Here is an 18,964-nt window from a genome sequence, read left to right as displayed (position 1 = left end):
ATCACGGGCACGGCAGCACCGTGTCTGCATCGGTGCCGATGCGGATTTCGCCCAGCGCATAATCCGCAGGTCCCGACGTGCCGATCGCAAAGGCCGTGCTGATTGCGTGCATGTCGACGCCGTGGGTGGCAAAACAGCGGAGCGGCAGGCCGTAGCGGACATAATGATCGGAGGTTGGCACGGTGATCGGCACCGCAGTCCCGCAGACTTTGCCGGTGCAGCGCATTTCCAGCCGGGCGGCCAAGGCCGGGCCGAAGTTGCGAAGGGTCATGAGCACGAGGGCATCGCCATTGGTCTCCCGGGCCAGATCGATCGGGCCGGGCGGATCCAGCAGCAGATTGGCGATCCCCGCCGTGACGGTAAACCGCCGCGCGCCTTCCTGGACCTTGAAGTCGGTGGCAGCGATCGTCATCCGTCCATCCAGCGCCTTTGCCGGGACAGCGCTGATCCGGGTCTGATCGTCGCCGGGCGATCCCACCCGCAGCGACCAGCCCGCGGCCGGCACACCATTGGCAAACCACACCCGGCTGTCACCGCCAGCCGCCGTGGCGGCAAGCTCGGCCAGCGGCGCCCACTGCCGGTTGCTGCTGGCATAAGTAAGCCCGTAGCCGCGCGGGTACAGTACACCGTCCGCGATCTGCGCCTTGAGCGGCCAGTTTGCCGGCAGCGTGCCGCTAAACCCGAAACGGGGTCGGCCCCGCGAATCGCCAAACAGCACGTCGGCCAGGCCTTCGCCTTCGCTGCCGGGCAACCAGGCCACGACAAACGCATCAGCCAGGTTAAGCGCCGGATTCACATACAGCGGACGACCAGTCAGCATGACGGCGACCACCGGGATGCCGGCCGCTTTCAGGCGGCGGATCGTGGCCCATGGCGCGGTCAGGTCCGCATCGAGCTGCAACGAGGCGCGATCGCCCTGAAATTCTGCATAGGGCTTTTCGCCAAAGACCACCACGGCGGCGTCGGGGCGCGTGGTAAACTGGCCATCGGGGGACAGTTCGGCGGTGCCGCCTATCGTGTGCGCCGCTTGCGCCAGACCCTGCCACAATGACGTCGCGCCGGGGAATTGGGCATTGGTGAGCCCGGTCCCCTGCCAGCTGATCGTCCATCCGCCCGACTGGCGCGCGATATCGTTGGCGGCGTCGCCCGCCACCAGTAACCGGATACCAGGCCTGAACGGCAACACGCCGGTATTTTTCAAGAGTACCAACGATTTGCGCACGGCTTCGCGTGCGATCGCGCGGTGGTCGGGCGCGCCCAGCAGCGCCCAGTCGCCCGACAACGGACGGGCCGAGGGACGCGGCGCATCGAACAGGCCCACCCGGAATTTGACTCGCAGGATACGCGCCACCGCATCATCGACCCGTGCCATCGCAATGTGCCCGGCGCGGGTCTCGGTGACCAGATTTTCCCACACGCTTTTCCAGGTGTCCGGCGCCATGTACATATCGATGCCCGCCACCAGCGCCTGCGGACACGCGGCGTTGGTGCATCCTTCGACCTGGCCATGCGCGTTCCAGTCAGAAACGACGAAGCCGCCAAAGCCCATGCGCTGTTTGAGCACACCGGTCAGCAGGCTGGCGTTGCCGGTCATCTTGTGCCCCTGCCAACTGGAAAAACTGGCCATGACAGTGCCGACGCCGTTTTCGATTGCCGGCCCGTAGGGTGCGCCGTGAATATCGCGCAAGTCGATTTCGCTGATCGCGGCATCACCCTGGTCCACGCCATTGGTCGTGGCGCCATCGGCCAGGAAATGCTTGGTCGATGCCAGGACCTTGCCATGGGCCAGCAGATCAGTCTGCGCAGGCGGGCCCTGCAATCCGCGCACCATGGCGCCGACATAGGCAGAGACCAGCGCAGGATCGGACGAATACCCTTCATAAGCGCGGCCCCAGCGATAATCCTGGGGAACGGCGACGGTGGGTGCAAAAGTCCATTCCTGCCCGGTCACGCGGATTTCCGCAGCAGTAGCGGCGCCGATCCGTTCGATCAGTGCGGGATCGTGCGCCGCGCCAAGGCCGATGTTGTGCGGAAACAGCGTCGCGCCGATGATGTTGGAATGGCCGTGCACCGCATCGATCCCCCACAAGGCCGGGATGCCGACCCCCCCATGCGCGGTATCGGTCGATGCGGACCAGTATTCGTCCGCCAGTTTCAGCCATTGGGGGGCGGGCGCCAGATCGTTGCCATAAGGCCCGCTGCTGCCCCCGCTCAGCACGGAGCCAAGGTGGTATTTGCGCACGTCATCAGGCGTGGTGAAGGCGATGTCGCCCTGAACCAGTTGCCCGACTTTTTCCTCGAGGGTCATGCGTGACAGCAGGTCTTTAATTCTGGCTTCGGCGCGATCATCCGGTACGACCGGCCAGTGATACTTTGGCCATATCTGCGGATGCGCAATGCCTGCGCCGCGCTGCGCGGAAGCGGCGGAGGGTGTTGCCGCGTCACCGGCTTGCGCGCAGCCGGGCGCCGCAACGCAGAACGCCAGGGTCGCCCATACCGAATACAAGAAAATGCCGTCAAGCCGTCGCGACATGCTGCTTTCACCCACCCGTTTGCGGCATCTTTGGTACCGCTACCTTGGCAACGATGGCACCGATATCATACGGCGGTCAAGCGCCTTGGTTTGCCGCATGGCACACCAGGGTGGCCAACCCGGCACTTCACCTTGGTGCACACACGACACATATCGGCTTTTCGGCGCGCGATATCTGGTAATGTCGGCGCGAGACCGCGGCCTGCTGTGTGCGGCGCGGACTGGAACGGCAATTGAAGCATGAGCGACGATAACCCCGGCGAGCGCGGCCGTGCCGTCATGATGACAACGCCGGGACGGATCACCGTGTGGCATGATGGCGCATGCCCGCTGTGCGCGCGCGAGATTGCCCTGATGCGGCGTCTCGACAGGCGCGGTGCCATTCAATTTGTCGATGCGGCGGATCAGGCGACCGCGTGCCCGATCGATCGATCGGCGTTGCTGGCCCGGTTTCACGCAATGGAGGATGGCCGGCTGCTGTCCGGCGCTGCGGCGTTCGCCGCCATGTGGCGCGCAATTCCGCTTTTACGCCCTCTGGGTCTGCTCGCACGGCACCCGTTCGCGCTGCGGGTGCTGGAATGGACGTATCGCCGCTTTCTGAAAGTTCGCCCTCGCCTGCAGGATTGGCTTCGCACATGACACCCGTTCCCGACCCGCCCCGCCCCGGCCAGGAAAGCGTGTGGCGCTACCCCCGCCCCGCGATCGCCGAGCTTTCGCCGCGCCACATCCGCGTCATGCATGGCGGCATGGTCGTGGCAGACACCCGGCGTGCGGTGCGCACGCTCGAGACCAGTCATCCGCCCAGCTATTATCTTCCGCCCGACGACATCACGCCGAGGGTGCTGCAGCCTTCGGCACGCCGATCGTTTTGCGAGTGGAAGGGCCATGCAGTCTATCATGATCTGGTGATCGGGGATCGCCGGTTGAAAGACATCGCCTGGAGCTATCCTGATCCCACCCGTGCATTCCGGTTGCTGCGCGATCATGTCGCGTTTTATGCAGGCCCGCTGGACCTGTGCACCGTCGATGGACAGCAGGTCATTGCGCAATCCGGACAGTTCTACGGTGGCTGGATCACGCCGGACGTAGCCGGCCCGTTCAAGGGCGAGCCCGGCAGCCAGTGGTGGTAAATCTTCCACCCGCGCTGCCCGCCTGGCACGAAGCGCCGCGCACCCGCCCGCTCAACGCCGGGCCGATCACGCGGACAAGCGCGAGAAAGCACTGGTCTATCGCCTGCCCGAAGGATTAAACGCGAAGCATGAAAAGCGCGCAAGCCGGCACAGTTTCCGACGTGGTCAAATGATCGACGAGACGCATGACGGCACGGCGCGAAGCTGGGTCGCGTCGGCCAACGGGCATTGCGACTTCCCGATCCAGAATCTTCCATTCGGCATCGTCTCGTCCAGGGGCAGCAAGCCGTGGGCAGGCACCGCGATCGGCGACTATGTGCTCGACCTGCATGCAGCCGCGGCCGCCGGGCTGCTTTCCGGTGCAGCCGGTCGTGCGGTTGCCGCGATGGCAGGCGGGACGCTGAACGGCTTCTTCGCGCTTGGCCCGGCTCCCCGCCGGGACCTTCGCCGCCAGCTCTTCGCCTTGCTTCTGGTGGGTTCGAAACATCGCGCAGCGACCGAACAGCTGCTCAAGCCGTTATCGGAGTGCGTGGCCTGTCTGCCTGCACAAATCGGCGACTACACCGATTTCTTTGTCGGCATCCACCACGCAATGAACGTCGGTCGGGTGTTCAGGCCAGATCAACCGCTACTCCCCAACTACAAATACGTGCCGATCGGATATCATGGCCGCGCCTCTTCGGTGGTTGTGTCCGGCACCACCATAAAACGTCCGCGTGGCCAGGTGCGTCCCTCGCCCGACGCGCCACCGCGCTACGAACCATCGCGCCGTCTCGATTACGAGCTCGAACTGGGGCTTTGGCTGGGAGAGGGTAACGAACTCGGCGCCACGCTGTCAGTCGCACAGGCGCACGAACGCATCGTTGGCCTCTCGCTTCTCAATGACTGGTCGGCGCGGGATGTCCAGGCTTGGGAGAATCAGCCGCTTGGGCCGTTTCTTTCCAAAAGCTTTGCCACGACCATCTCCCCCTGGGTCATCACGGCCGAGGCCCTGGCGCCATTCCGCATTCCCCAGCCATCGCGGCCGCCCGGTGATCCTCAACCGCTGTCCTATCTACTCGACGCAGCGGATCAGGCGGGCGGCGCGCTCGACATCGAGCTGGAGGTGACTCTGGCCAGCCCGGCGATGGAGCGAATGGGACTTGGCCCGGCGACGCTGTGCCGGTCGAACGCTTCCCATATGTATTGGACTGCCGCCCAGATCGTGACCCACCATGCCAGCAACGGCTGCAATCTTCGGCCAGGCGACCTGATTGGCACAGGCACGATTTCGGGTCCCGATGCCCTGTCCTGCGGCGCGTTGATCGAGCGGACGCGCGGCGGTGTCGAACCCGTGATGCTTCCTGGCGGAGAAAGCAGGATCTTCATCGAAGACGGCGACCGGATTTTTCTCAGCGGACGATGCTCCCGGGCGGGATTTGCGACAATCGGCTTTGGCCCTTGCGAGGGACGGATAGTGCCATCACCCTCAGCAAGCTGATTGGCGATATCCTCATATGCCAGCAACAGGAAAACCACGATGAAGCGCGAGGTCATTGATGAATCTCGATAATCTGTCCAGCAATCAGAGACGTGTCGTAAACGTGGCGGGCGAGGAAACATAGGCAACGCCTTCATGCAGCGGCTCTGCATGCCGCAGCGCAAGCGCACGGCCGTTTGCCTTCATCCGCTCATCGGCAGTCGCCCAGTCGGGCACATCGTCCCCTGCCATCGTCCAGCGGACCGTGCTCGCCTCGGCGCCCCAGTTTGCGAGGCGCGGCATGGCGGTGCGGTGCGCCCCGCTCAGGACATAGCGCATCATCGCCTGCTCATCGCGCCACACCGTCATCGTCCAGAACGCAAGATCACGGTCGCGGCGCACGGCGCCGGCAATATAGCCGTCCGACCGGCGCATTTGGGCGATCGCGCGCTGCGCATGAAACAGGAACGAGGGCACGAACCGCCAGGAGCGGGTACGAAAACGTGTGACGCTGACAACGGGCAAGATTGCACCTCGTAAACAGGGAAAACCTTCTGATCGCAAGCTTACGCCGGCATCGTGGCGGCAATGGCTGCGACATCTGCGGCAGGGGCCGAACCTGGCGAAGCCGATGTTTCCGGCGCCCAGGATCGCGATCCGCAGAGATGGAAATTGCGTGTCATGCGTGTTCCCAAGCCAGTTGCGATGCGATGCTGATTGCATTTAGCGCCACCTTTGTGGACATGCTATGCGTTGCAATCCGCAATATCGTCGCGATCGTCCGGAAGTGTCATGGATCCCCTTTCCGAAGTGCTCTCCCTGCTCAGGCCCAACAGCTACGGTTTCCGGGGTCTTGAAGCCGGGGGCGAATGGGCGCTTGCATACACGGCGGCCGAGGGCATCAAATGCTTTGCGGTCGAGACCGGCGGCTGCTGGCTGCTGGACGACCAAACCCCGGCGGCGGTCTGGCTGGATCCGGGCGACTTCGTGTTGTCGCCCGCGCGTCGCGCGTTTCGCCTCTGCAGTTCGCCCGATGTGCCCGCGATTGACGCCTACGCGTTCTTTCCGCGCGTCCCTCCCGGTGAAACCGCCGTGCTGAACGGGGGCGGCAGCTGCACCGGTGTCGGGGGTTTTTTCGGGTTCAGTGGCAAACATGCCGAGCGCCTGCTGGGGATGCTGCCGCCGGTCGTGCATATCCGGACCGAACCGGACAAATTGGCGCTGCGCAGCTCGATCGAACGCCTGATGCGCGAATTGCGCGTGCAGCGGCCCGGCCATGCCCTCATCGCCGGGCATCTTGCCCAGGCGTTGCTGATCGAGGCGTTGCGGCTGCATCTGGCGGATGATGCGATGGCCAGCGCTGGCTGGCTGTTTGCGCTGGGCGATCCGCAGATACTTGCCGCGATAACCGCGATGCATGCCGACCCGGCGCGTAAATGGACGCTGGCCATGCTCGCCGGACTTGCCGGCATGTCGCGATCGAGCTTCGCGCTGCGATACAAGGAAAAGGTCGGAGAATCGGCGATGGACTATCTGACCCGCTGGAGGATGATGGTGGCAGCGGACCGCCTGACCCATGCAGGCGTCTCGGTTGCCGAGGCCGCGCGAGGCGCCGGATACGAATCCGAAAGTGCCTTTGGCGCGGCTTTCAAACGCATCATGGGCGTGTCGCCGCGGCAGCATGGCAGGGCCGCTCGAAGTCGCGTCGTCGGGCGGCGAAACCCGCTTCACATTTCGCATGCCAATCCGGAAAGATACGTAGGAGAACCCAGGCCAGGATGATGCAGGTTTCCGGGGCGAAGATCGCGATGAAGACATCCCACAAGTGGCACGGCCGACGTGATCACTTTTGAGTATACGATTGACGATTGAATGAAATTGAGCCTATGTTCGCTCGATTATATTCAGATTGGATGCTAATGGCTGACACGACTTCAGACGCGAGCCGGATCGCCGAGCTGGCAGACGCCGGCGTTCGAATGATCGAACGCCTCCGCCGGAAAGCCTTTCTCCCCGATACGCGCAAGGGTCTGGATGTGCGATACGGCATCGCCGAGGCCGCCACTCTGCTCGGGTGCTCGACAAACCGCATTCGGATGGCCGAAGATGATGGCCGGCTGCCCCAACCGCCGGCCACCGATTCCGGCCGCCGATCCGGCTATACCATTGAAGAACTTCTGAATATGCGTGAAGTGCTGGGCGCCTCCCCTGCCCGCGCGCCGATGGATCAGCCGCCCATAATCGCCGTCCAGAACTTCAAGGGCGGCGTTGGCAAATCGACCGTGACGACCCACCTGGCCCACTATCTGGCGGTACAGGGCTATCGCGTGCTCGTGGTGGATTGCGACAGCCAGGCGACGACGACGACGCTTTTCGGGCTCAATCCGCATTTCAACGTGACTCGCGAGGAAACACTCTATCCGTATCTTTCGATCGACCCGACGCAGGCCGACCTTCTTTATGCGGTAAAGAAGACGCCCTGGCCCAATGTCGATCTGATTCCCTCGAATCTCGAGTTGTTCGATGTGGAATACGAGATGGCAGCAGCCGGCGCCGACGGCGGGAGCATTCTTGCAACACGGTTCCGAAAACTGAAAGCTGGTCTTACGGATCTTGCACGATCGTACGACGTCGTGCTGCTCGACCCGCCACCTGCACTGGGCACGATCAGTCTTGCCGTCATGCAGGCGGCCAATGCGCTGATCGTGCCGTTGGCGGCAACAACCCCGGATTTTTGCTCGACGGTGCAATTCCTGTCGATGATGGAGCAGGTCATCGATCAGCTCGGGCAGGCCGGGATCGATGTCGACTATGCGTTCGTCCGCCTGATTTGCTCGAAATTCAACGGGAATGACCCCGCGCATGCCATGGTCCAGCAGATCATGGAACAGACTTTCGGGCCGGCCCTCTTGCCGGTGCCGATACTGGAGTCAGCGGAAATAAGCCATGCGGCAATGCGGATGATGACCGTATATGAACTCGACAAGCCAATCGGGACAACGCGGACGCACAAGCGGTGCCGCACAAATCTCGACGAGGCACTTGGCCAGGTAGAGCAGCTTGTCCGCCGGGGCTGGGGCCGTGTATCGCCCGTCAGCGAGGAGGCTCTTGTCAATGAAGCCGCTTGACGCCCCCCGCCCCGCTGCAGCCCGCACTCCGGTGCCGTCGCCGGCCGATTGGGAGCGATCCGATGGCGCGTAATCAAAAGGGCTATCTCGCCGATCTTCTTGCGGACGAAGATGCGCCTGGGGTCGACTCTTCGAACGACGAGACCAGCGCGCGGGCGACCCCTCCGGCCAGGCCGGATCGCATGCGCGGCAATACGCTGCTCGGTCGCGAGACCGCGCTGGCACGCGTTGCCACCGGTGAAGTCCGCCAGGTCACCCAGATGCTCCTGGATCCCGCGCGGGTTCGCGTCTGGAGTGGAAACGCCCGCCTCTATGAGCATCTGACCGAAGACAACTGCCGCGAATTGATCGATTCGATCCTCGCAGAGGGCGGGCAAAAGGTGCCTGCCGTCGTCCGGCGGGTCGCTGACGACCCGGCGCACGATTTCGAGGTGATCGCCGGCACGCGTCGTCACTGGTCGATCTCGTGGCTCAGGCGCAACTCCTATCCGGAGATGCAGTTTGTCGCCCAGGTGGCGGTTCTCGATGACGAAGCCGCCTTTCGGCTTGCTGATCTGGAAAACCGCGCGCGTACAGACGTCTCCGATCTCGAGCGCGCCCGCAATTACGCTGCCGCCCTGCGACAACATTACGGCAACCATATGACCCGGATGGCAGAGCGCCTCAAAGTGTCGAAGGGCTGGCTCTCCAAGATGCTGAAGGTCGCAGCGCTGCCTGATATGGTCGTGTCGGCCTTCGCCACCCCGTCCGACATCCACCTGAAACCGGCTTATGCCCTGGCACAGCTTCTCGATGACAAGACCAGGGCGGCCGCCATCGTCGCCGCCGCCAAGGTGCTGGCAAAACAGCAAGCAGGGCGCAAGTCGAGTGGTGAGCCAGCCCTTGCCGCCCCCGAGGTGTTCCGTCGCCTTCATCTGGCGACGCAGAATACGGCAGATGCCAGCGAACCCTTTATCTTCCAGAGCAAGTTGGGCCGAACAGCGCTGAGTGTCGTGTCATCCAATCGGCAGGGGGTGACCATCAGGCTTCATGCCGGCTCGGGGGCCACCGAGGAAGATCTGCTTCGGGGCCTGCGCGAAGCACTTGCATATCTCGATGACACAGGCCGCAATCGTCTTCGTTGAGCGCATGTTTCCCCGGGGAAACATGCGCAGCTTGCCAACACCCGCGACAGGCCAACCACGCCGCAAGCGCGCGCCCATTGCCGGCCGGAGGTCGGACGCCCTCCCCTGCCCCGCCCTGTCGTCTGCATCGCCCCTGCCCTGCACCCGGTTGGAGCCACGAAGTTTCCCCGGGGAAACTTTGCCTATCCGCCTCAACGCCAGCGCGCGGTCCTGGAACCTGGGCATCGATGCCTTCACCGGGCGACGCCCCCGCCCCGCCCTGCCCCGAAACCCCGCCCTGAAACGCAAACATCACTCACCAGGCAGCATCCGTGACAAAAGCAAAGAAAACCCAAATCAGCGACCAGTTCGACCTGTTCCTTCCCTATATCGCCGATCTGCCTCTGCGCGATCAACGCGAGATGATGGAACGACCGTTCTTCAGCCTGGCAAAGTCAAAACGGATCAAGCCGATCGACTACAATTCCCCTGACGGCAAGTTATGGGTCCATGTCTCGGCAAACCCGGGTTATGGCATGGCCACGATCTGGGATGCGGATATCCTGATCTATTGTGCGTCGACACTTGCCGATATGGCTCGCCGGGGCGCGAATGACGTTCCGCGCAAACTCCATCTCATGCCATACGATCTGTTGCGCGCGATCGGCCGCCCCACGACCGGCCGCGCGTATGAACTGCTCGCCCAGTCACTGGACCGCCTGGTCTCCACCACGGTCAAGACCAACATCCGGGCCGAGAACCGGCGCGAGGCAACCTTCAGCTGGCTCGATGGCTGGACCCAACTTGTCGATGAAAAGACCGAACGGTCGCGCGGCATGACGATCGAGCTAAGCAACTGGTTCCATGAAGGTGTCCTCATGCAGGGCGGCATCCTTTCGATCGATCGCGCGTATTTCGATATCAGCGGAGGCAGAGAGCGCTGGCTCTACAAGGTTGCGCGAAAGCACGCAGGGGGTGCGGGCGAAGCCGGCTTTGCAATTTCGCTACCGACGCTGTTCGAAAAATCGGGGGCCGAGGGGCAGTATCGGCGCTTCAAGTTCGAGATTGCAAAAATAGCCGAACGCAACGAGCTGCCAGGATACGCCGTGACGGTCGAGCAAGTTCCGGGCAAACGTGAACCAGCCTTGCGCATGCGGCGGCGATCCGAGGCCGACACCGAGCACACGACACGCCATCAGAAAGGGCAGGGGGCTCGCCGACCGGACACCAAACCGAAGGGCGATGCCGGCGCATCCAACGAACGGTCATCATCGACAACCGTCCAAGCGCAAGATAGCGCCTCGACGAACACTTATGATGTCCGCAGTCTGGTGCGCCGTACCGTTTCAAACCTGTCATCCAGGGCGACCGAAGGTTTCATCACCGACCAGACGATGCAAACGCTGCGGAGCGATTGTCCGGGCTGGGACTATCAGAACCTCCACGCGCTTTTCAGAGAATGGATTGACGGCGACCCCTCGCGCACGCCTGTCAATTACCAGAATGCCTTCCTCGGGTTTGTTCGAAGGTATGACAAGGACAACCGCCATACCCTCCGCGGCTAAGCCGTTTGCCGTGCAAATCGGCCCCAAGCGTTCCTGAAGTGTCGGGCCCTGGTTGCCTTACCGCTGAAATTCACCCACCTGCGCAGCCTCTGGCGCGGCCAAGCCGAATTCTTGAACCTCTATTCCTCGATTGGCCTCGAAAATGATTCAAACCCTATGCCGAATGTGCCTGTTTTCTTGACCCATCGACACATCAGGAACGAATCACGGTATTCCGGGAACCGATAGTCGACACATCGGGAACACAATTCTCGATCCTTCAGGAACACAGGCTCGATACATCGGGAACGACCGATCCGGCAATAGCGGCCAAATACAAGACGTTACGACCGACTCGCGCCGACTTAACTATCTAACCCCTAAAGAAACCAGTCTAACAGCCCGGATTCTTCTTTTCAGTGAATCTGATAAGAAAGACATAGGGTATCGGGGCAGGGGGGTACGCGCTCGAGGCGCTTCCAACCAAATCACAAGCACAGCAGTGACGCGATATCGTATTCAGCGTCGACACCGCTCAACCGTGAACAAAGCGACCCGCAAACCCGTCGCCGAAACAATCTGAGAAGTTGTGCATTTTTTCGTCATTGAATGTGTAAAGACCATTGGACATTCAGGCGTGCGGGGCCGAAAGTGCAGGCGCTGGACAGATATGCAGCGGAGAGGATGATATGATGCATTCAGTATCGAAAAGTCGGCTTGGTTATGTGGCCGTGTGTGTGTCGGTCAGCGTGCTTGCGCTGACGGCGTGCGCAAAGAAAGCGCCCGACACAAGCACGACGACGGCCGCGACGGCCCCGGATCCCGCCGTCGCCGCGGCATCGCCTGCGGCACCCGCAGCGGCGGCACCGGCCGCGGACAACACAGACACGATCAGCGGCGTCAAATATGCCAGCTACACTGGCGACGCGGTGGCCGGCAAAGCCGATTTCACCACATGCATGACGTGCCATGCCATCGAGCAGGGGGTCAACAAGATCGGTCCATCGCTTCACGGCGTCGTGGGACGCAAGGCCGGCAGCATCGATGGCTACACGTACTCCGCTGCCAACAAGGGCAGTGGCATAACCTGGACCGAAGCAAAGCTGTTCCAGTATCTCGAAAATCCGCAGCGCGTTGTTCCGGGTACGAAAATGACCTTTCCAGGCTGGTCCGATCCGCAAAAACGCGCCGACGTGATCGCCTATCTCAAAACCAACTCCTGACCATCTTGTACCCGGCGATTGCGATCGCCGGGTACGGATCATCGGTGTCGGGCGATGTCGGCAAGATGGAGCGGAAACGAAACCAGCAGGGGCAGGGCGATCCAATACCATTCCTGCCCGGCCAATGCCGCCCGCAAGGCAACTAGCATCATGATACCCGGGGAGAGCCGGAGCACCGCGTCGGTGTTTTTCCAACCGCCCACACGAACCAGCCATACATATTCGATCGTGATGATCGTCAACACGATATCGACAGCGTGGCCGCTGGCATAGAGCCAGTGCAGCGTGGTCAGGAGAACGGCCCGTTCAGCCGGACGATGATCATGTTGAAGTATCCGGTATACATGACCCACAGCAAATAGGGCAGCAGCAAGAGTGCGCCTGTCATTGAACGGCGCCAGATGGTGATGACCAGCGCTGCCACCGACAACCACAGCCCCATGACTTCGATCTCAGCCCAATCCGGCCGGTGAAATCGAAAGAACAACAGGCTCCACAAGATATTCAGAAAACCGTTCAACGCAAACAGGCCCAACAGCCATTCGCGGTCCTTTGACCGCGGCATGGCAAGCCAGGCGGTAACGCCCGCCAATGCCGCGAAGCCATAAACCGCTGTCCACGCCAGGCCATAGACGGCATCTGCCGGTGCCCACCGCGGTTGCGCAAGGCCATGATACCACGGACCGATATCGGTGATCGTCGCGCCCATCACCGCCACGCCAATGGCGATGATGCCCGCGATCAGGATGGGAAAGATCCACGCACGGCTCATCGTGCGGGCGCCGTCATGGTAGCCAACAAATGCCGCATATCCTTGAGGAATATCCGCACATAGGCGAGCGGCCGGGCATATGTCAGACGTTTGTTCATGTACGCAGGCCAAATCAGGTTCTGCACGTCGCGGTCCTTGCACATCATCACAAACCGTTCCCGTCGCCGGTCGTTGCGATACCAGAAATACTGCATCATTCCAAGAATTCGGAAAACCTGGCCATGCGATCGCATGAAAGCGCGGCGCGCCTGTTTGAGCGCGCGCGGATCGCCTGAAACGAGAAAGGCGTTTACCGCGCTTGCCGACCAGCGCCCCGCGACCATGGCATAATAAATCCCCTCGCCAGACGCAGGAGCGACCACGCCGGCGGCATCACCGGTAACCAGCACGTCACGTCCATTGTCCCATTTGCGCAGCGGCCGCAGCGGAATAGGCGCGCCTTCGCGCCGGATCGTTTCGCAGCTGTCCAGATGCTCGCGCGCGCGCAGCCGGGTCACCGCATCGCGCAACGAAAAGCCCTTGTTGGCGCTGCCGACCCCGACGCTCGTGGTATCGCCATGTGGAAACACCCAACCATAAAAATCGGGCGATACACTGCCCTGATAAAACACATCGCAACGCTCGCGATCAAACCCTGTGGCATGTGGTGCGGGCGAGCGGATCACTTCATGATAGGCGAACACGCAAGGCATGCGTTCGGCGCCGGCAAGCGCACCACGCGCCACGCGCGACCGGGCGCCGTCGGCGCCGATCACACACCGGGCGCGCACACGGTGCTGCACGCCCGCGCGCGCTTCGGAAAACACCACGATGGCGCCGGGCTGCGCATCCCGCTCGATCTGGTCAAAGGTTCCGGTGGCACGCGTTGCGCCATGATCCGCGGCACGTGCGCGCAGCCATTCGTCAAAGGTTTCGCGGTCGACCATGCCGACAAAGGCACCGGTCTCCGTTTGATCGACTGCCATGTCGACAGTGCTGTCCGACGGCGCGATCATCCGGGCCGAACGCGCGCGGCCGACGATCAGGTGATCGGGAATGGCAAAGTCGCGAATCAGCCGGGGCGGAATGGCTCCGCCGCATGGCTTTATCCGTCCCGCGCGATCCAGCAGCAACACGCTGTGCCCGGATGCAGCAAGATCGGTGGCTGCAGTCGCTCCGGCAGGGCCTCCGCCCACGACGACACAATCATATTCTATCATTGTTGCGCACCGGCAAGTGTCAACGTCCTGACGGTCTGTGCCGCACCGCGCAACGCGAGCGACGCCGCCACCAGAAAAAGCAATGCTTCTGCGCCAAACACGATCATGAACGTTTCAGGCGTCGACCCGATCAGCGCACGGCCCGCGTCGATGCCGACCGCGCCGGTCAGGCCGCCAAGCGCAAAGGCGATCGCCTGGCCCGCGCCCCATACGCCCATGCGCATGCCGACACGCCCGCCATCGACGCTGGCCAGCGCCATCATCTCGCCGATCGTGGCGACAGCAAACACCCCGTTGGCAAAGCCCAGCAGTGCCACGTTGAGCGCGAGCGGCCAGCCCAAGCCGATACGTGCCGCAAAGGCCAGCCCGACAAGCGCCAGCGCAGAGCCGATGCAGCCGCCCACGACCCACCGGCGCAAGCCCGTGGCGCCGCGCCCCGCAAATGCACCGCCGCCAAGCCCCACGACGATCATGCCTGCCAGCACGCCGCCATGTTGCACCCCGGACAGCTGGGTCGATTGCCCCGGGGTAAAGCCGAACAACAAACCGGCAAAAGGTTCAAGGATCAGCTCCTGCATCGAGTAGGCGAGCATCGACAGGAACACGAACAGCGTGAACCGGCGCACTTCGTCATCGGCCCACATGGCGCGCAACGCGATGCCAAATGGCTGGTGTGGTGCCGATTGCCCGTCTGTCGTACGTGTCAGGGCCTGTGCGGCGACCGCAGCGGGTGCTCCTTCGATTCCCCAAACCGCCAGCATCGCGGTCAGGAACGCCGCGCCGGCGACGCTGCCGGCGACCATGGCCAGACGGGGCAGTGAAAAGGGATCGATCCACGCCCCTGCGACGCCGGCGGTGACGACGATACCGGCCACCATCATGATCCAGGTGATCGATGCCGCGGCCGCGCGCCGGTCCGGTGTGACGCGGGTGGCAAGCAACGCCAGCAACGATGTGCCCGCCGCGCCCACACCGGCACCGATCATCGTAAAGGCGACGACGGCCGCAGGAACACCCCAGGGCGCCCGGACCGCAAGCAGATTGAGCGCGCCAACCGCCAGCATCGTGCCGGACGCCAGCGTTGCCATGCCAAGCACGATCAACGGCGTACGCCGGCGACCCCCGTCCGACCCATGGCCCCAGGCCGGGCGCGAAAGCTGCACTGCGTAATGCCAGGCAACCAGCCCGGCAGGCAAAGCCGCCGGCAGCGCGTATTCCACCACCATGACCCGGTTCAGCAGCGATGTGGCCAACATCACGATAGCGCCGATGGCACTTTGCACGAGGCCGAGCCGGACGATGCCAAGCCAGCCGAGCGCAGTTCGGCCGGTTACAGTCTGAGCGCTCGCATTTGAGGCGCTCACAGGCCAGCCACCCCGCCAAGCGCAAGCGCCGACGCGAGCATGCCCAGCACATAAAGCGTGGTGCCGGTCGCGTTGTACCACGGCGTGTTTGCGCGCGGATCGCGCAAGAGCCGGGGCATCAGCCCGATCTGGCCCGCAACGAGCGCGGCAACGATACCCGCCACTGCCAGATGACGCCAGTGAACCAACAAGGCGACAACCGCGATCTGGGCCACCGCCATGACCAGGCAGGCAATGCGCGCCGCCGGGCCGACGCCGAGCGTTGCGGGCAGGGAACGGATACCCATGGCCTGATCGCCCTCGATGGCTTTGAAATCGTTGAGCGTCATGATCCCGAACGCGCCGCCGGCATAGAGCGCCAGAATGGCGAGCACATGGGGCGGGGGCAGGGTGCCTGCCATGACGCTGGCGCCGGTGAACCAGGTCAGGCCTTCATAAGTCAGCGCCACCGCTACAGGGCCCCATATGCCGCTCCTTTTCAACCGGAACGGCGGCGCGCTGTATGACCACGCGCATATCAGCGCAAAAATCGTCGCGATCAGGACCCAGGGCCCCATTGCCGCCGCCGCCATCAAGCCGATCACAGTGCCGATGACGGCAATTCCCAGGCCCCAGGATCCGGCGATACGGCCCGATGGGATCGGCCGGTCCGGTTCGTTTATGGCGTCGACATGACGATCGAACCAGTCGTTTACGGCCTGGCTTGTCCCGCATACCAGCGGCCCGACCAGCGCTATGCCGGCGATGACGAAAGGCCAGCGGCTCGCTATGGGAACCCCCGATGAAACCACCCCGCACATGAACGCCCAGATGGGCGGAAACCATGTGATCGGCTTGAGCAGTTCGAGAATGTCTTTGGGGGCAGGAAAGGGCGTTTCGAATCCCGGGGCGCTTAATCGTTCCATCGCCGAAATGCTATACTTGACAGGAAATAGTGTCAAACCGAATAGACAGCGCCAACGTCGTGCTCGCACTGTGGCGAAGTTGCCATTCTCTCGATATTACAAGCGCTTGCGCGAAGCGCTAGATCTCCGCGGGGACCAGATTGCCAAGCCCGTGCCGGTGCAGCTTCGAATAGAGGCTTTGCCGGCTGACACCCAGGATTTCGGCGGCGGAGGCGCGGTTGTCAGAGGTGTATACGAGTGCTGCCTCGATGCACAGCCGCTCGATCAGATCGGTACTTTCGCGCACGATATCCTTGAGCGACATCCGGCCGACCAATTCGGTCAATTGCCCGACCGAGCGCGGCACGTCGCCGGGGCTTACGGGAACACCGCGCTCCCGCCGGGCAACATCGCGGATCGTGAAGCCAAAACATTCGCTGTCGCCCATCGGGGCGCACACCGCTGAAACCTCGATCTCTTCTTTCGAACCCGCCGCGCCGCGCATGATCGTGGCGACATTGCGAACCGCACCATGTTCGCGCAACTGTCCTACGATCAGTTCCAGGTCGATCCCGGGGCGACCCAGCCATTTGCCCAGTTGCAGGCCAACGACCCGATCGATCGACGATACCTCGGTCATTTCGAGGAATGCGGAATTGGCCGTCAGGACATTCAATTCGCGATCGACCAGGACAAACGAATCGGGCATCCGCTCGATGACACTGCCCAGCAGCGCGTCGAACTGTGGCACTGCGTTTGATTCAGGGATCGTTTCGATGCGCACGATAAACAACGGCTTGCTTGCCTGGCGGAACAGCCGCGCAGCCAAACTGGCGTCGCCGCGACCATTGACCATGCGCAATCCGAGCGGCGCGCGATCGTCGGTCACTTCGGCCGCGCCCAGATAAGCAATCAGATCATCACGGTGTTCAGGTGCGACGATCTCGGTGAGGGCGCGACCGGCAAGATCACCAGGGCTGGCGTCGAGCAGGCGGTATGCGGCCGGATTGGCTTCGCGGATACGGCGGTCTTCGGCATCGACAATCAGCACCGGTTCCGACACGCTGTCGAACAGCATGTGATAGCGGATCTCTGACTGGCGCTGGCGGATGTAGTCACGCTCGATCGCCTGCTGCGCCTGCAACAGGCGTTGCTGCATCACGGCTGCACCGCGCAAGTCCCGGCCGATCGCGATCAGATGATCGTCGTCGCCCAGCGCCAGCATCAGATACCGTATCGGAACGTCGCCGCCCGGCGTGACATGATTGACCTGCCGCCACCGCAAGGCTTTCTGGGCGCCGGGTTTTGCTGCATCGGCCAACATTTCGGCAACTTTGGGCCGGCTTTCGATTGTGACCGTATCTATCCAGGCGGTTCCGACCCAATCGGCGAATTCCTGGCTGGCGAGTTCGCCATGCCCCACTGTGATATCGACGATCATGCCGTCGCCGGAAAGGATCAGCGCAATATCGCCAACCGCCGCCAGAAATGCCGAAACGACACCCGCTGGCAGTGATCCCTTGACCAAGTCGGCCATGGGGAAGGGGGCGATTGCCGAATTGGCGCTATGCATATCCATGGCCGGGTTTTAGCACTCCTGCGAACCAGCGTGATGACCAGCTCTCGTTTAATTGCCCGCTAAAGCCTGTCTCTGCCGTGTACGAACAAGGCCAGCTGCCACTTTCAAGGCCACTTGTGCATCAGGTGCGGTACCATCCGCGCCCACTTTCTCTGCTTGCCCGGGATCTTTGCTGAACACTGGCCCACCGACCATAATGCTGACTTGCGAATTTTTGGACACATTCCGCAGTGCAACAATTACCGAGGGCAGGGTCGCGATATGACACTCGCAGCTGACCGTCAACCCGATCATGTCGAACCACTCTTCGCCGACGCGTCTGAGCAGCTCTGACGTCTCGGCACCACTCAACCGATCGGTAATCCAGCCATCCCGGCGGAACATTTCGTCGATCACGACTGTGCCGAAGTTATGCTGGTCGCCTGGCATCGATGCAAAAAGGGCGCGGTGGCCGCCGGCAGCAAGCAATCTTTCCGACGGTGCACGTGCAGCAATAACATGCACGACTTCTTGCAAGCGCCACAGCCCCATGGTCACATCGACGAAGTCGCAGCGGTCGCTTTCCCAGTATTCGCCAAGCAGTCGTGCAGTGGGCGCCAACAGGTCGACCATGACCGTATCGACTGTCACGCCGCGCGCCAAAATCGCCTCTACATGGGCGAGCAGGACGCCGGCGTCGACTTGCAGCACCAGCACCGCGAGCGCCTCTGCTTCACCGACAACGATGCTGGCGACGACCGCAGCGGGGATCGTGTCGAACGTTTCCAAAGCATGCGCAAGCATCAGGCGCGGAATAACCTCGTTTTCGATCAGCCGGGATAGCGAGTTCTTGAAATCGGTCGTGGCAATCACGCGAAACGCGGCCAGATTTTTCGTGTCGGCATCAAATGACGGAGACACGCGCGCGCTGAACTCCGACGCGCCGTGTTGCGACGCATGTCCGGCATCGCCGGGCCAAGCTGCATTTGCGTCGGAAAAAGCAATCGTCGCCATAACCAGCTCCCGCCTGGCAAACACCACAACCACATGCCCGGGCCTGCCGCCTT

17 protein-coding genes are annotated in these 18,964 nt (G+C 62.6%); 8 read left to right on the top strand and 9 right to left on the bottom strand.

Features of this window, described 5'->3' with window-relative positions; translation table 11 throughout:
* Position 1: 1 nt before the first annotated feature.
* The gene (locus tag ACOOE2_RS00165; RefSeq protein WP_420381002.1) at positions 2–2,533 is read right to left on the bottom strand and encodes a glycoside hydrolase family 3 N-terminal domain-containing protein; all 2,532 of its coding nucleotides are present in this window, start codon (positions 2,531–2,533) and stop codon (positions 2–4) included.
* A gap of 240 nt (positions 2,534–2,773) precedes the next feature.
* Here ACOOE2_RS00165 and ACOOE2_RS00160 point away from each other — a divergent pair, with 240 nt between their 5' ends.
* From ACOOE2_RS00160 to fahA, 3 genes are all read left to right on the top strand, one after another.
* On the top strand, positions 2,774–3,172 hold the full coding sequence (locus ACOOE2_RS00160) for a thiol-disulfide oxidoreductase DCC family protein (RefSeq protein ID WP_420381001.1): 399 nt from the start codon (positions 2,774–2,776) through the stop codon (positions 3,170–3,172).
* Complete coding sequence (locus tag ACOOE2_RS00155; RefSeq protein ID WP_420381000.1) at positions 3,169–3,663, top strand: DUF427 domain-containing protein; 495 nt, start codon at positions 3,169–3,171, stop codon at positions 3,661–3,663. Before ACOOE2_RS00160 ends, ACOOE2_RS00155 begins: the two co-directional genes overlap by 4 nt.
* A 169-nt stretch (positions 3,664–3,832) precedes the next feature.
* Positions 3,833–5,143 carry a fumarylacetoacetase gene (gene fahA, locus ACOOE2_RS00150; RefSeq protein WP_420380999.1) on the top strand — a complete coding sequence of 437 codons (1,311 nt, stop codon included), beginning with the start codon at positions 3,833–3,835 and terminating at the stop codon, positions 5,141–5,143.
* A gap of 84 nt (positions 5,144–5,227) precedes the next feature.
* On the opposite strand, the gene ACOOE2_RS00145 is transcribed toward fahA, so the two are convergent.
* On the bottom strand, positions 5,228–5,647 hold the full coding sequence (locus ACOOE2_RS00145) for a DUF3291 domain-containing protein (protein ID WP_420380998.1): 420 nt from the start codon (positions 5,645–5,647) through the stop codon (positions 5,228–5,230).
* 267 nt (positions 5,648–5,914) lie between these two features.
* On the opposite strand from ACOOE2_RS00145, the gene ACOOE2_RS00140 reads away from it, so the two are divergent.
* The 5 genes from ACOOE2_RS00140 (at position 5,915) to ACOOE2_RS00120 (ending at position 12,120) form a co-directional block, all read left to right on the top strand.
* Entirely contained in the window at positions 5,915–6,904 is a 990-nt protein-coding gene (locus tag ACOOE2_RS00140; RefSeq protein ID WP_420380997.1) for an AraC family transcriptional regulator, read from the top strand.
* A 137-nt stretch (positions 6,905–7,041) separates the two neighbouring features.
* Entirely contained in the window at positions 7,042–8,250 is a 1,209-nt protein-coding gene (locus tag ACOOE2_RS00135; RefSeq protein WP_420380996.1) for an AAA family ATPase, read from the top strand.
* Positions 8,251–8,312: 62 nt separating this feature from the next.
* On the top strand, positions 8,313–9,374 hold the full coding sequence (locus tag ACOOE2_RS00130) for a ParB/RepB/Spo0J family partition protein (RefSeq protein WP_420380995.1): 1,062 nt from the start codon (positions 8,313–8,315) through the stop codon (positions 9,372–9,374).
* Between the two features lie 311 nt (positions 9,375–9,685).
* A complete protein-coding gene (locus ACOOE2_RS00125) occupies positions 9,686–10,918 on the top strand; it encodes a replication initiator protein A (RefSeq protein WP_420380994.1) in 1,233 nt (410 codons plus the stop codon).
* Between the two features lie 671 nt (positions 10,919–11,589).
* Positions 11,590–12,120, top strand: a complete 531-nt coding sequence (locus tag ACOOE2_RS00120) for a c-type cytochrome (RefSeq protein ID WP_420380993.1) — start codon at positions 11,590–11,592, stop codon at positions 12,118–12,120.
* Between the two features lie 38 nt (positions 12,121–12,158).
* Here the strand turns inward: ACOOE2_RS00120 and ACOOE2_RS00115 are convergent, their stop codons facing one another.
* The 7 genes from ACOOE2_RS00115 to ACOOE2_RS00085 form a co-directional block, all read right to left on the bottom strand.
* Positions 12,159–12,362, bottom strand: a complete 204-nt coding sequence (locus tag ACOOE2_RS00115) for a hypothetical protein (protein ID WP_420380992.1) — start codon at positions 12,360–12,362, stop codon at positions 12,159–12,161.
* A gap of 47 nt (positions 12,363–12,409) precedes the next feature.
* Complete coding sequence (locus ACOOE2_RS00110) at positions 12,410–12,892, bottom strand: TspO/MBR family protein (RefSeq protein ID WP_420380991.1); 483 nt, start codon at positions 12,890–12,892, stop codon at positions 12,410–12,412.
* Positions 12,889–14,091 carry a geranylgeranyl diphosphate reductase gene (locus ACOOE2_RS00105; RefSeq protein WP_420380990.1) on the bottom strand — a complete coding sequence of 401 codons (1,203 nt, stop codon included), beginning with the start codon at positions 14,089–14,091 and terminating at the stop codon, positions 12,889–12,891. Before ACOOE2_RS00105 ends, ACOOE2_RS00110 begins: the two co-directional genes overlap by 4 nt.
* A complete protein-coding gene (locus ACOOE2_RS00100; RefSeq protein WP_420380989.1) occupies positions 14,088–15,455 on the bottom strand; it encodes a BCD family MFS transporter in 1,368 nt (455 codons plus the stop codon). Before ACOOE2_RS00100 ends, ACOOE2_RS00105 begins: the two co-directional genes overlap by 4 nt.
* Positions 15,452–16,360, bottom strand: a complete 909-nt coding sequence (gene chlG / locus ACOOE2_RS00095) for a chlorophyll synthase ChlG (RefSeq protein ID WP_420380988.1) — start codon at positions 16,358–16,360, stop codon at positions 15,452–15,454. The genes ACOOE2_RS00100 and chlG overlap by 4 nt, the downstream gene beginning before the upstream one ends.
* Positions 16,361–16,478: 118 nt before the next feature.
* Complete coding sequence (ppsR, locus tag ACOOE2_RS00090; protein WP_420380987.1) at positions 16,479–17,876, bottom strand: transcriptional regulator PpsR; 1,398 nt, start codon at positions 17,874–17,876, stop codon at positions 16,479–16,481.
* Positions 17,877–17,966: 90 nt separating this feature from the next.
* Complete coding sequence (locus ACOOE2_RS00085; protein WP_420380986.1) at positions 17,967–18,911, bottom strand: cobalamin B12-binding domain-containing protein; 945 nt, start codon at positions 18,909–18,911, stop codon at positions 17,967–17,969.
* Positions 18,912–18,964: the final 53 nt, after the last annotated feature.

The sequence above is a fragment of the Novosphingobium sp. genome (assembly GCF_965214355.1).
GTDB lineage: Bacteria > Pseudomonadota > Alphaproteobacteria > Sphingomonadales > Sphingomonadaceae > Novosphingobium.
The sequence above is the reverse complement of the archived record's forward strand: the minus strand, read 5'-3'. Positions and strand labels throughout refer to the sequence as shown.